Here is a 12,098-nt window from a genome sequence, read left to right as displayed (position 1 = left end):
GGAAGAAGGTCCCTAGCCGGCTGGCTGAGCGTCAGCTCAAAGAGTATAGAGGCTCGCTTCGTGGCTTGTTCCCCTGATTCCCACTCAGAACTTATCAAACATTCTTGTTGATTTTTCTCGACAGAGGATCATGAATGTTCTCTTGGGTTCTCGCTGAGGTGGGAGGCCTTGTATGAACGTTTGGACGAACTGCCGACCCGACAAAGTGACTGCCAAACACCTTGTTCACGAGCTGATCCTACAAGCCCGTCGCGGCCAAATCATCTCCGTCAAAGAGACTATTGCAGCGGTGCGCCGAGACCGGCCACATCTGGCGGAAACTGACTGCGAGCTGGTGGAGCTTATTGTCAATGTTGCCCCAGCCTTTGGCCTGTTCGTCGGGTTCGATCTTCGCGAATAACCGCCTCCTCAACAGGGCGGACCGTCGCGACACGGTCTCGATCAAAGCGGCATTACGCGAAGCTCGGGAGACTGCGCCTTATTTGGTGGCCTCCGACGAAGAACTAACCGAGGCAATCGTCGAGGCAGCAACTGCCATGGGCCTCTGCGTGGCTTTCGACGCCCGGGAGTAGCTGTCGGCCGACTTCGGTGACCTCGCAATGGGCGCGCGCCCGTATGCTGTCATTCATTCTCAATATTCCGGCCTTGGCGTGACAGTCCTCACATTAACGCTCTCGCCGAGGACAAATAACCATCGGATGCCGCAGATTTCCGACTGGTCCTTTTACGCGATCGTCGCAACGAGTAGACCGACAACAAGCGAAATGACCAGGGCGACACCCACCGGAAGATGATGCATACCGGCTTCGTACCGACCGCTCGGACAACCGTCGATAAACGTTTGGAAACAGCCCGTCACGGACTCAGACATGCCTAACAAACGGTAATCGTCCTCATCGCTGAGCCGGTTAGTAAAGACGAAACCCGCTAGCCGCCCTGAGGTCCCTTCATGGCCCCCCACTGGTTCAACCCTCCGGTCCCCGTCAAGACCGAGCGTCTCGGGATCATCCGCAACGTCAACAACGCCGAGGCAGCCGGCGAGGAGCTGATGAAGTGGACCAAGCGTGGCCCTTGCTGGGACCTCGCGGTGCGCGTTTGCATCGCAGTAATTTTCGACGAGATGGAACCTGAGGAGGCCCGCAAGGCATTCCTGGCTGCTGCAAAAGAGGAAGGGACGTTACTGCCCCCAATGACAACCAGCTAAATTGGATTGCGGTATAAGGTTCTAGGTGTCTCAGACCAACACCGCCTTCGCGAAAGGAGCCCGCCGCCAAGCATGGAGATGAGAGGCGACGGACCCCCCCACAGCGGCTGCACATCCACGAAGTAATCCCGCTGCCGCCTCTAAACCCGCGAGGGCCTACATCGTTCCCTTAGCTGCAGCTAAAGCGGGGTTGGTCGGCGGGCTCTTCCCGCTCTAAGTTCCCTCTTATGGGTCCCCTCTGGTTCGCTCCCCCGGTCTACGTGAAGACGAAACGTCCGGGCATTCGCAATGGGGTCAGCCACGTCGAGGGAGCCGCCGAGGAACTCCTGGCATGGGACACAAAGGGCCCGAGGTGGACGAAGGCGGTCCAATCCTGCGTCGACGCGTTCGAGGGCAGGATGTCCCCCATGAGGTGCGTGAAGCCTTCGAGGCGGCTGCCAAGGAGGCCAACGTGTATCTCTCCCCTGACTAGGAGGTATCATGGCAACCCATTGGTTCGTCCCTCCGGTGTTCGTGAAGACTGAAACCGGTGTCAGGCATGGCTGCAACAATGCGAAGGAAGCCCTTGAGCAGCTCAAGATGTGGACCCGGCGAGGGCCTCGCTGGCATAAGGCGGTGACCCTCTGCCTGTCAGCCTTGGAGGGCGATTCGATTGACCCCCACATAATACGAAAGGCCTTTGAGGCTGCCGCTAAGGAGGCCAACGTGTATCTCTCCCCTGAGTAGGAGGTGTTGTGGCAACCCACTGGTTCTCCCCTCCGGTGTACGTCAAGACTGACCGACCTGGGGTCACCTACCGGTGCAACAACGTCGAGGGTGCCGCCGAGGAACTCATGAAGTGGACCAAGATGCGACCTAAGTGGAGGAAGGCTGTGCAACTGTGCGCCGACGCCCTTCAGGACCGTGTGACTCCGGAAGAGGTCCGTCAGGCTTTCGAGGCTGCTGCCAAGGAGGAGAGGGTGCTGCGTGAGTAGCAGGCCGGTGCCCATGGCTATGTTGGGAAGGACCCGTTAGGCTGTCTAATGCTGACCAAGTCCGCGCTGCTCGAAATAGACCCGGATACGAGAGCATTCACTCTGGTCGGCGCATTTATGGCCATTTTGCACTTCTTGAAACTGGCATCGGAGCTGCTCTGGGCGAGGTAGTTGGCGTCAATGGGGCACGTCGAGTAATCATCAATCGAAACATGGGGTTCGACGAGAAGATCAAAACCGTACGCACAGGGGACCGGAACCGGAATGTCAGGCTTCTAAAGCCGATGGCAGAAAGCGGATACGCTGCGGCGGCATTTGAGGGCACGTTCCTGCTCTTGATTATTGCCAGTGACCTGTGCGCACAAATCGGGAAGTTGGGAGGGCCGGAGGCAGGAAGCAGGGCCTCGGGCCGAGGCGCTAATCAAGCGGGTCGGCAATGATCGAAAAGCTCAACACGGCCGGCAGCGAAACTAAAGAAGTAGTCGCGCGTTGGAGGCGGATTACGCTATTTCGTCTCTGAGTATGGTTTAGGTCAGAGTGGTCAAGCCAACGTCGCATAAGGCAATCAATGGGTCGAGCGCTAGTCAAGCGAAGTCGCCCGCTCGTGGCGAGGTCACTTTAGCGCCGCCCGCTTTCCGGCCGGTCCAGCTCGCAACGCTCGTGGACACGGTCCCTGCCGGCGATCGTTGGATCCATGAGATGAAATACGACGGTTATCGTATTCTCGTTGCCGTCGGCGGTGGCGAGGCGCGAGCCTACACACGATCTGGTCTGGACTGGTCTAGCCGTTTTCCCTCGATCCTCTCCGAGGCTCGCAAGCTCAAGGTGCGCTCCGCCCTGATTGACGGCGAGGCCGTGGTTGTCGATGCGGAAGGAAGATCTAACTTCCAGGCGCTTCAGAATGCATTGAAGGGTGCCCCGGCGATTATCGACTTTTATGCGTTCGATCTGCTGCAGCTCGGCGGCGAAGATCTGACAAGGCTTCCTCTTGTTGAGCGCAAGGCGAAGCTGGAGGCGATCTTGCCTGCGAAAAATCCGGTCCTTCGTTACTCCGACCATATCCTCGGCCGCGGAGAAGAGCTGCTCGATCGCTTCTGCGCAGCCGGCCTTGAGGGCGTCATCTCAAAGCTCGCGGATTCGAGTTATGTGGCGGCCCGCGGCGCAAGCTGGCTGAAGATCAAATGCATCAGGCGGCAGGAATTTGTGATTGTCGGCTGGACGCCGTCCGACAAGGTCCGCGCGTTTCGGTCCTTGATCCTTGGCGTTCATGACCGCGGCAAGCTGCGTTACGCCGGCAAAGTCGGCACCGGCTTCGATACCGCTGAACTTCTTCGTCTCCTGAAGATCATGGCGCCGCTTGAGCAGAAGGCCGCGACCGTCGACGCACCACGCGCCGAAGTGCGCGGCGCACACTGGCTCCGTCCGAAACTGGTCGCTGAGATTGCCTTCACCGAAATGACAAATGAAGGGACGTTACGACATCCGAGCTATCTTGGTCTCCGCGAAGACAAGAAGCCGGAGGCGGTCGTGCTCGAGACGGAACGTCATGCAGCCGATCTCGCCGCGTCTGCGACAACCGCCCTCGCGATAAGTAACCGCGACCGCGTCATCTATCCGGAGTCCAACATCACCAAGGGACAACTCGCGGACCATTACGCAGCGGTCGCGGCGATCATGCTTCCTTGGGTTGGCAGCCGGCCGATCAGTCTGGTTCGATGCCCACAGGGCCGCGCGAAGAAGTGCTTCTTCCAAAAACACGACGCCGGCAGCTTTGGCGACAAAGTCCACCACGTCGGCATCACGGAGAAGGACGGGCACGAGGAACCATATCTCTATGTCGACGATGCCGACGGACTGATGACTTGCGTCCAGATGGGAACGATCGAGCTGCATGGATGGGGGGCTCGGATCGAGGACGTCGAAAAGGCCGACCGCCTCGTGTTCGACCTCGACCCCGATGAAGGCCTCGATTTTGAGGCCGTGCGCGCCGCTGCCTTTCAGTTCCGCGCTATCCTTAAATCGCTGGGGCTTACGACTTTCCCGATGCTGACGGGAGGCAAAGGAGTGCACGTCATCGCGCCGCTCACCCCTGGCGCCGAGTGGCCAGAGGTGAAGGACTTCGCGTCTCGCCTGGCGCAAGCGGTCGCCCAGAGCGATCCGGCCCATTTCACGGCCGTGTTGTTAAAGGCGCGCCGCAAGGGTCGCATCTTTGTGGACTATCTACGCAATCAGCGCGGGGCGACCGCGATCATGCCCTACAGCGCAAGATCACGTCCGGGCGCCCCTGTCGCGGCACCGATCACGTGGGCAGAGATGAAGACAATAGATGCGCCCTCTCATTTCCACGTGGGCGATGCTCCTGAATTAAAGAAACGCGCAGCCTCCAAAGCTCTGGCGGGATGGGGTCGCGCTGACCAATCCTTGCCCAATCTGTAGCGTCCGACGCGGGAAGAAGGCAGTAAAGCCGGGATTTAAACGGCAACGCGGCGCTCATGGCCTTGCCTGATTGGAACCTGCGGAGATCGGCCTCGTTTGGCTGAAGCCATGGCAAAAATCGATCCGAGGACCGCCGCCAGTCTTTTGAGGGAATACGCGCAACGGGCGTCTATGCGCGGCGACAATCCCTATCGCACAAAGGCATACTTGCGCGCGGCAGACAGTCTGACGGCGCTGTCGCAGCCGCTTGATCGGATCATCGCTGCCGGCGCCCTCACCAAGATCCCGGGGATCGGTGACGCGATCGCAGACATCGTGACCAAGCTTTACCAAACCGGCACGCACCCAAGCCTTGAGAAGCTGCGCGAGGATGTTCCAGCGGGCGTGATGGAGCTGTTTGCCATACCTGGGCTTCGTCCCGATAAGATACTGAAGCTTCATCAGGCGCTCGGCGTGAACTCGCTGGCGGAGCTCGAGGCCGCAGCAAGAGAAGACCGCATACGCCCAGTCAAAGGCCTCGGCGCTGCGCTTCAGACAAAGCTCCTGCAGAACCTGGCCATCGTGCGAAGCGGCGAAACGCAACTTCACCTGCACAAGGCCGCCGCTCTTCTCGAACATGCGGTCATATCGCTGAAGCAAGAGCATCCAGAGTTTTCGCGCGTCGAAATTGCAGGTGACTTCCGGCGCGGTTGCGAGCTCGTTTCCGACTTCGCCCTGGTAGCGCAGGGCAGAAAGTCGACTGGTATCGAGGATACGACCCTCCGGCTTGTTGTTACGGACAGGAAGTACTTTGGCGCGAGCCTGCTCGAAGCGACCGGTTCGGCAGATCATCTTGAGCAACTGAAGACGTTCGCGGCCGACAAGGGATTCACCCTAAACGCCGACGGGCTTCATCGCGGGAGAAAGCTGATCGCGTCAGCGACAGAAGAAGAAATCTACCAAGCTCTAGACTTGCAGTTTATCGAGCCTGAATTGCGCGAAGGCAGGGACGAGATTAAGCGAGCTGCAAAGCAGAGGCTCCCCGCCCTCATCCGGGATGAAGATCTGCATGGCATCCTGCATTCTCACACGACCGCATCCGATGGCACCGAAACGCTTGAGGCAATGGCTGAAGCCACGCGCAGGCGCGGTTTCGAATACTATGGTGTAGCCGATCATTCGCAGTCCGCTCATTATGCAGGCGGCCTTTCGTTGCAGGAGATTGCTGAACAGCACCGCGAAGCCGACCGGCTGAACAAGGCATACAATGGAAAATTTCGCATACTGAAGGGCATCGAGGCGGACATCCTGGCCGATGGCTCGCTCGATTACCCGAATGATATCTTGGAGCAGTTCGATTTCGTCGTCGCGAGCGTGCACAGCCGCTTCAAGTTGCCAAAGAAGGAGCAGACGGAGCGTATCATTGAGGCGATCGGAAATCCTCGGACGACAATCATCGGGCACATGACCGGTCGCCAGCTGTTGCGCCGGCCCGGTTATGATCTCGACGTCGACAAAGTCCTCAAAGCATGTGCGAAACACGGCGTTGCCGTCGAAATCAACGCACATCCGTGGCGACTCGACCTCGACTGGCGCTGGCATCAAAAGGCACTCGATCATGGCTGCATCTTCAGCATCAACCCGGACGCTCATTCGATCCGCGAGCTCGACCACATGCATTGGGGTGTCGAGATGGCGCGCAAGGGCGGCGTCCCTGCGAAGCGGGTCCTGAACGCGATGCGTTTGACGGCCCTCCTTGCGCATCTCGCACGGCGCAGGCAAATGTCCTAACCTGGCTGTGCGCCCGACCTATCAGCGCAGGAGACCGTCCTTCTCGAAAATCGTCCCAGCCGCGCAAACTGGAGTGCGAAATTTCAGCGGGGCAATGGCCAGTTGAAGCTGCAGCTCCGCGCCCGCTTCTTTGCGCACGTTTCAGAGCCGCCTTCCCCGCGCCACGCCGCCTATTCTCTGCAGCTGTCGCTGCGTCCTGTTCGCGCCAGACCGTAACCAGGTCGCGGTCAAGCACATCCTCCACGTGCTGCGGGTCGAACACGTGAAAGGTGATGTTCCTTGCCCGCCCGCGGAGTTTCACCGTTTTCGTCCCGGCGCTCTGCAAGCGACCATCTTTCAGCCAGCGGTGCCGTTCGGCCGTCGAGATCGTCAGAATGTCCTCGATTTCACGGGGGATTACGGGCAGGTCTTCGATATTCTGCAGTGCTTTGGATACGATCCCGAATACCACCTGCACATCATTCTCGGCGCCCTGAGACAGGCGCAGGGTAAGCACGCGGGACTCGATATGGAGCAGTTTCCTGAAGTCCGTTGGAAGGCGGGCGCGTATTTCGAGAAAAATACCCCTCGCTCTGACGGACGATCCAAGCGTTGCAGCCGGGGTCAAAGGCCACTCTCCAATCAGCTTCGCTGTTGCATTGATTTTTCGGCGCGTGGACATGCCCCTTTATATAGGTCACCGATTGTCGGCAGCGATGAGCCGATCGCAAAGCCAATATGAGTTCTAATCCGCCAGCGGTCTGAACCACGATGCCCAAAGGCGCAACCACGATTGTGAGCGGGGCCGTTTGCAACTTCGGCTAACAGGAAACGGCAGAGTTGATCTCGAAGTGCGATATCAGGCGCGTCGCCGCCTGGCGGCTTTTTGGGGGCCGTTTGCTGTCCGTCCGGTTATTGCCGAGGGACCAGTTAAAGCCGCCGTTCGGCTCACGACCTCTTCGCGGAATACAAGGCAAGTTCAGATCCCGCGGAAGCCGACATCGAACTGCCTCTCCGTTTACACGTTTGGCAAATGTTGCGAATGGAGGGAGTTGCATGTTCGAAGGTTTCTCGCTGGAGCAGATCAAACTTCCGGAAGCGACGCTCAGAGTGCGGGTTGGTGGAAGGGGCCACCGCTTCCTGATGCTGCACGGTCATCCTCGCACCCATGCCACTTGGCATCGCGTGGCGCCGATTTTGGCTGAGGAATACACCGTAATTTGCCCTGGTCTTCGGTGCTCGCCCTTGCGGTGTGTCGCAACACAATCAGCGCGTCCGGTTTGCCGTGAACAGATCTTGCTGATGCACCAGTTCGTCCGCGACGGGCTGACGGAGGCGGCGTGTGCCATTCGGGTGGATGGCCGAAAATAACCCCACCTCTGCATGACGCGAATTGTCCCAGCCCGGGTAGGCCGTTATCGGGTACAGGCAAATACCCTCGAATCGATGCTCCGACACCCATAGCGGCACGCACCTCGTCGCGGCATACACAGTGGAGCCAAGCCGGCCCGCCGGATCCCTCTGAGCCGGTCTCGGCAATGAACATCGGCTTACCGTACCGATGAGCAACCTCGAGCAACATTTCCGACAAAGCGCGGTACTCATGGTGTCCCATCGATATCGTCGGCCCGTTTATTTACCATTGATTGTGCGGCTAGAAATTCAGGCCCACGACATCGACAACATCTTCGCTCCCGCCCAACTCAGGTTCGACGCGGCCCAGCAACATGTCGTAAGCTTCGAACTGCCCCTGACGGGCGTTTTCGGCCCGACCCCGTTCGCTGCGGGTCCGGTCACGAGGAGCGATTTGGATAAGGGGCTCGGCCCAGACAAATCTGCAGGCGGGGTCGATCTCCCGCATTGCACGAACACCCGCGATGGCAGCCTTCACGAGATGCCGCTTGAACCAGCACGTTTGTTCGGCCCCACGCGGGAAATAGCCGACCTCAACAGCCCATGCGAAAAAGGAGATCTAGTTGATGGGACACAACAGAGGCGGTGTTCCGGCGATCGAACGCTGTACGCTCACGGCTTCTGCCGCGAACGAGGCATAGGCATCGATGAAATGCAGCGATCGCTGATCGACATGGTCTGGAGATCCGTAATGGAAGATGTCCCAGATAACCTGGACACCTGCCGATCGGGCCGCCTCGACCATTGGCGCCCAACTTGACCAGTCATAGGCGAAGCTTGCGGAACCGGAGCCTCCACCTGGTGCTCGTCCATACGCCCCACTTCGCTCATTCGAAGTCTTCTTTCAGCAGTCGGCTTCGAACTCGGCCGCCTTGTTAGGACCGGGAACCGCGTTGGCGAAATACCGCATCCAATGGGGCGCGCGCCATCTTCGTTGCTCAGTCCAGCTCGTCCTGGCGCGACCGGGTAATGCCGAACCGATTGGGTCGAGCCTTTGTTCCTGTGGTGGACTGTCCGGAGCTGGGTGGCGAAGGAGGAACAAGGAGGGCCGTGCCAAGTTCGGGGCGATATACCACCGCCGATCGACTCGAGCGGCTGCTCAGCAACAAGAGAGGCACGGGATCACATGACCGTTCAGATTCGACTTTCCGAGATCGACCACGCCAGGCGCGAGGATCGTGGCGACGGCGCTTGGAGCATCGCACCGGACTTGGGCTATTTGCGCCTAGCAATCGTCAATGTCGTGTTCTTCGGCGCACCGGGCAGCGGAGATCGGAACTGGATGCTGATCGATACCGGGTTGCCGACGTCCCGCGGCAGCATTCTTGCGGTCGCGGAAAAGCGGTTTGGCACGAACGCACGGCCGGCCGCGATCATCCTGACCCACGGCCATTTCGACCATGTGGGAACGGTTCTAGACCTCGCGAATAGGTGGGACGTGCCTGTCTTCGCGCATGCACTCGAGCGCCCCTATCTGGACGGAACCGCGTCCTATCCGCCACCGGATCCCTGGGTCGGGGGTGGACTGATGGCGCTGCTTTCGCCGCTTTTTCCACGGGGGCCAATTGATCTTGGCAACCGTTTGGAACTCCTACCTGCCGACGGATCGATCCCCGGAATGCCCGGATGGCGATGGCTACACACACCCGGGCACGCTCCTGGGCATATCTCGCTCTGGCGCGAGGAGGACCGCTCGCTGATCGTAGGGGACGCTTTCATCACCACCGGTCAGGAGTCAGTCTATGAGGTCGCCGTTCAGGATCTTGAGATGCACGGTCCGCCGCGCTACTTCACGCCGGACTGGGATGCGGCGGAAAGATCCGTGAAGCACCTGGCTGCCCTGAACCCGCGGATGGTCATCAGTGGACACGGTGCGGCTGCTGCGGGAGTGGGCATGCGTCAAGCTCTTGACAGCCTGGCTGAGCGGTTCAGGGTGTTCGCCGTCCCGCCGAAATTGAAATTCGTGCGCGAGCCGGCGGCAGTCCAAGGTAGCTGAGGCTAACCGAGCCGTCGTCGTTCTGAAGTATGGTCAAGTTGGGCAGACTCTGTCTCTCGAGCCGGTAGAGTTACCCGTCGGGTCGCGCGCCCCATCGTCGCCGACAAACTCTGACAAGCGGAACAAACCCGGGAGGCGCCGGGTTAGGGCGTTCGATCGGCGCAGGGCGACTGCGGCCAAGCGCCCCGAAGTTCTGCGTCAGGAGAAGACGTCAGATGGAAAACGAGTACCCGAAGGACGCGTCCAGTCCGCCCGCGAGCCGACCGGCAAGAAGTTGTTCGAGTCCACACGCGTCGGCATCCGCCAAGACTTGGCTTTGATTCGCTCATCGGCCAAAACCGTGGAGGAGACCAAATGGCAAATCTGGGAAGATTGGCGATCGCGATGCTTGGCGTTCTGGCATACCAAAACCGCGACAAGCTCTGTGAATTGATTCCGGGAGCGGGGCATCTTAACCCAAACGACCCGCAACGCAGAATTCTGGCTCAGATAACGAATGGCGTGTCGAGGGCTGACCTTGGTGAGATCCTCGACCGGTTCAGGGAGGTGGGGGCAGGATCGAAGGTCGACTCGTGGGTTGGCAGCGGGCCAAACCAACCGATTGAGCCAAGGGACGTCCAAGCGGCAATGGATGAAGGTACACTCACGTCCATTTCGATGCAGACGGGTCTTTCGCGCGAGGAGCTAATCAGAAGGATTGCGCGGGATCTACCCGAGACAGTCAACGAGATGACGCCGAATGGTGAATGGCCGCCTGAGCCGACACATGGTTTGGATAAGTCGACCCTGCTCGACAATGTATCCTAGGGGACACAGCCAGGAATGCAGCCGGCCAAGGCGAGATCCAGGGTGGCAACTCTACACGGGCGGACGCTCCTGCGCGATCGCCTTCATCCGCTCGCGAACCAAGGGTCTGTTTCGAGCGCGCCGAACGCTCAACTGGCCGCCATCCTGAAAATGCGGCACCGCTGCATCGCGGCGCCCTCGCTCGCGTATATCGGTGAGCGGAAGAAGGCGCGTTCCTGGCTGGCCAGAGCGCTGGCGATCGATCCGGACGACTTCGTGACGCAGTACAACGCCGCTTGCATGTATTCCGTGCTCGGGGAAGTGGAGGAAGCGGTGCGGTACCTGGAAAGAGCCGTCGGAGGAAGCGTGAGTCAGAACGTATTGGAACGAATCCGTCACGAAGTCATTTCGACGCCATTCGCGATCACCCGCGGTTCGTGCAGCTTCTTAGTTCACTTGCCTTGTGACGCACAGCTGTACTTGCACAAGCTTCGGCCTGCCTAGCAGCCGCGTTCGGTTTGGGTGGCGGATTCAACTGATCGCAGCAACACACGCTCTTTTCTGAAAGATGGAGTGTGAGCCATGAAGCAGCGAAGTCGCATCTACTACTCGGCCGCTCAGCGCCTGAGATTTGGGTTCGATGGCAGGCGGGCGAGTCGATGAGCTCGATCGGACGACGATTCGATCGGGAGTCTTCATCGGTCCGTTCTTGCCGCCGCGCCTGGGCCTTGCACTGGCGGGCTGCCGGCCTTGCCTGTCGCCGGTGGTGTTTTCCCCCACATTTTGCTTCCGCTGCTTGTGCTGCTCACCTGGCCGCTCGCCATGGGCAAGTATTTCGCCCCGGCATCGTCTCTGCGGGGTTTGCTTCGTCGGCAAAGGACATCGCCAGCTGGCCTCACAGCTGCGGTCGATCGCGGCCGAATCGGGATTGATGCTGGCCGACGCGCTGGCCGGCGGCCGCTTCACCCGCTACAATGATCTGTTGATGCCTGCCGGCATTATTGCCGGGGCCGGCGACCGGTTGTTCGATGCGAAAGCCGAGGCTCTTAGACTACAATCGGAGATTCCTGGTTCCTTTGTCGATATCATCCCGCAGGCCGGCCACATGGTCCACCACACCGCACCGCTAGCTGTTCTCGCCATGGTGGACAGGGTCGCTGCCGCGGCCAGCATGAAGTAGGCCGGCACTGGCGCGATCCCGAAGAAGTGGAATCGCGATTTTCGGAAAAGATCATGCTCAAAAGCAATAGGTAGAACCCCGTCCCGACTCTATCGGGTGGCGAATCCGATGATCTACTTCACGGCGGCACGCACTTCAGCGAACCGCATCCTGTGCATCCATCCGCGCCGGTTCAGCTAACATCGACGTCGAGGTCCCGTATCGTGGGGATCTGGCCAGGGGAACGGCCCCAATTCCGTGTTCGGCTTCTGCCTCTCTTTGTGGCTGCCAGCATCTGGTCGTCTGCAAATCGAGGCCACGGACTGACAAGCACCCCCGCACTACAAGGAGCTGGCGGTCGGAGAACAAATGTAGACATGT

The 12,098-nt window shown here is 59.7% G+C and carries 12 protein-coding genes and 1 pseudogene; 12 read left to right on the top strand and 1 reads right to left on the bottom strand.

The annotated features are described in order from the left end of the window. The first annotated feature begins 172 nt into the window (after positions 1 to 172). The 6 genes from NKJ17_RS27585 to NKJ17_RS27560 all read left to right on the top strand — a co-directional run bounded on the left by NKJ17_RS27585 (position 173) and on the right by NKJ17_RS27560 (position 6,384). The gene (locus NKJ17_RS27585; protein ID WP_352467869.1) at positions 173 to 400 is read left to right on the top strand and encodes a hypothetical protein; all 228 of its coding nucleotides are present in this window, start codon (positions 173 to 175) and stop codon (positions 398 to 400) included. A 549-nt stretch (positions 401 to 949) separates the two neighbouring features. Beyond that, positions 950 to 1,204 carry a DUF982 domain-containing protein gene (locus NKJ17_RS27580; RefSeq protein ID WP_352690980.1) on the top strand — a complete coding sequence of 85 codons (255 nt, stop codon included), beginning with the start codon at positions 950 to 952 and terminating at the stop codon, positions 1,202 to 1,204. A 480-nt stretch (positions 1,205 to 1,684) separates the two neighbouring features. Further along, positions 1,685 to 1,930, top strand: coding sequence for a DUF982 domain-containing protein (locus NKJ17_RS27575; RefSeq protein ID WP_352503355.1), 246 nt, complete (start codon positions 1,685 to 1,687; stop codon positions 1,928 to 1,930). Between the two features lie 8 nt (positions 1,931 to 1,938). Continuing rightward, positions 1,939 to 2,178, top strand: coding sequence for a DUF982 domain-containing protein (locus tag NKJ17_RS27570; RefSeq protein WP_352467866.1), 240 nt, complete (start codon positions 1,939 to 1,941; stop codon positions 2,176 to 2,178). Between the two features lie 537 nt (positions 2,179 to 2,715). Then, positions 2,716 to 4,614, top strand: a complete 1,899-nt coding sequence (gene ligD / locus NKJ17_RS27565; protein WP_352690979.1) for a DNA ligase D — start codon at positions 2,716 to 2,718, stop codon at positions 4,612 to 4,614. A gap of 108 nt (positions 4,615 to 4,722) precedes the next feature. Further along, on the top strand, positions 4,723 to 6,384 hold the full coding sequence (locus tag NKJ17_RS27560) for a DNA polymerase/3'-5' exonuclease PolX (RefSeq protein WP_352691000.1): 1,662 nt from the start codon (positions 4,723 to 4,725) through the stop codon (positions 6,382 to 6,384). Between the two features lie 21 nt (positions 6,385 to 6,405). Here the strand turns inward: NKJ17_RS27560 and NKJ17_RS27555 are convergent. Then, positions 6,406 to 7,045 (bottom strand): annotated as a pseudogene (locus tag NKJ17_RS27555) (hypothetical protein). 374 nt (positions 7,046 to 7,419) lie between these two features. Between NKJ17_RS27555 and NKJ17_RS27550 the strand changes: the two are divergent. The 6 genes from NKJ17_RS27550 to NKJ17_RS27525 all read left to right on the top strand — a co-directional run bounded on the left by NKJ17_RS27550 (position 7,420) and on the right by NKJ17_RS27525 (position 11,738). Further along, positions 7,420 to 7,734: an alpha/beta fold hydrolase gene (locus NKJ17_RS27550; RefSeq protein ID WP_352467863.1), complete on the top strand. Its 315-nt coding sequence runs from the start codon at positions 7,420 to 7,422 to the stop codon at positions 7,732 to 7,734. 190 nt (positions 7,735 to 7,924) lie between these two features. Beyond that, positions 7,925 to 8,536 (top strand): hypothetical protein, encoded by a 612-nt coding sequence (locus NKJ17_RS27545; RefSeq protein WP_352690978.1) that lies wholly within the window; start codon positions 7,925 to 7,927, stop codon positions 8,534 to 8,536. 366 nt (positions 8,537 to 8,902) lie between these two features. Beyond that, positions 8,903 to 9,772 carry an MBL fold metallo-hydrolase gene (locus tag NKJ17_RS27540; RefSeq protein ID WP_352690976.1) on the top strand — a complete coding sequence of 290 codons (870 nt, stop codon included), beginning with the start codon at positions 8,903 to 8,905 and terminating at the stop codon, positions 9,770 to 9,772. Between the two features lie 354 nt (positions 9,773 to 10,126). After that, on the top strand, positions 10,127 to 10,579 hold the full coding sequence (locus NKJ17_RS27535; protein ID WP_502906574.1) for a YidB family protein: 453 nt from the start codon (positions 10,127 to 10,129) through the stop codon (positions 10,577 to 10,579). 15 nt (positions 10,580 to 10,594) lie between these two features. Further along, entirely contained in the window at positions 10,595 to 11,062 is a 468-nt protein-coding gene (locus NKJ17_RS27530) for a TPR end-of-group domain-containing protein (RefSeq protein ID WP_352690974.1), read from the top strand. Positions 11,063 to 11,486: 424 nt separating this feature from the next. Further along, positions 11,487 to 11,738, top strand: coding sequence for an alpha/beta fold hydrolase (locus NKJ17_RS27525; protein ID WP_352690972.1), 252 nt, complete (start codon positions 11,487 to 11,489; stop codon positions 11,736 to 11,738). Positions 11,739 to 12,098 lie beyond the last annotated feature (360 nt).

It is taken from the genome of Mesorhizobium sp. M0208 (genome assembly GCF_040322015.1).
Lineage (GTDB): Bacteria > Pseudomonadota > Alphaproteobacteria > Rhizobiales > Rhizobiaceae > Mesorhizobium.
The sequence above is the reverse complement of the archived record's forward strand: the minus strand, read 5'-3'. Positions and strand labels throughout refer to the sequence as shown.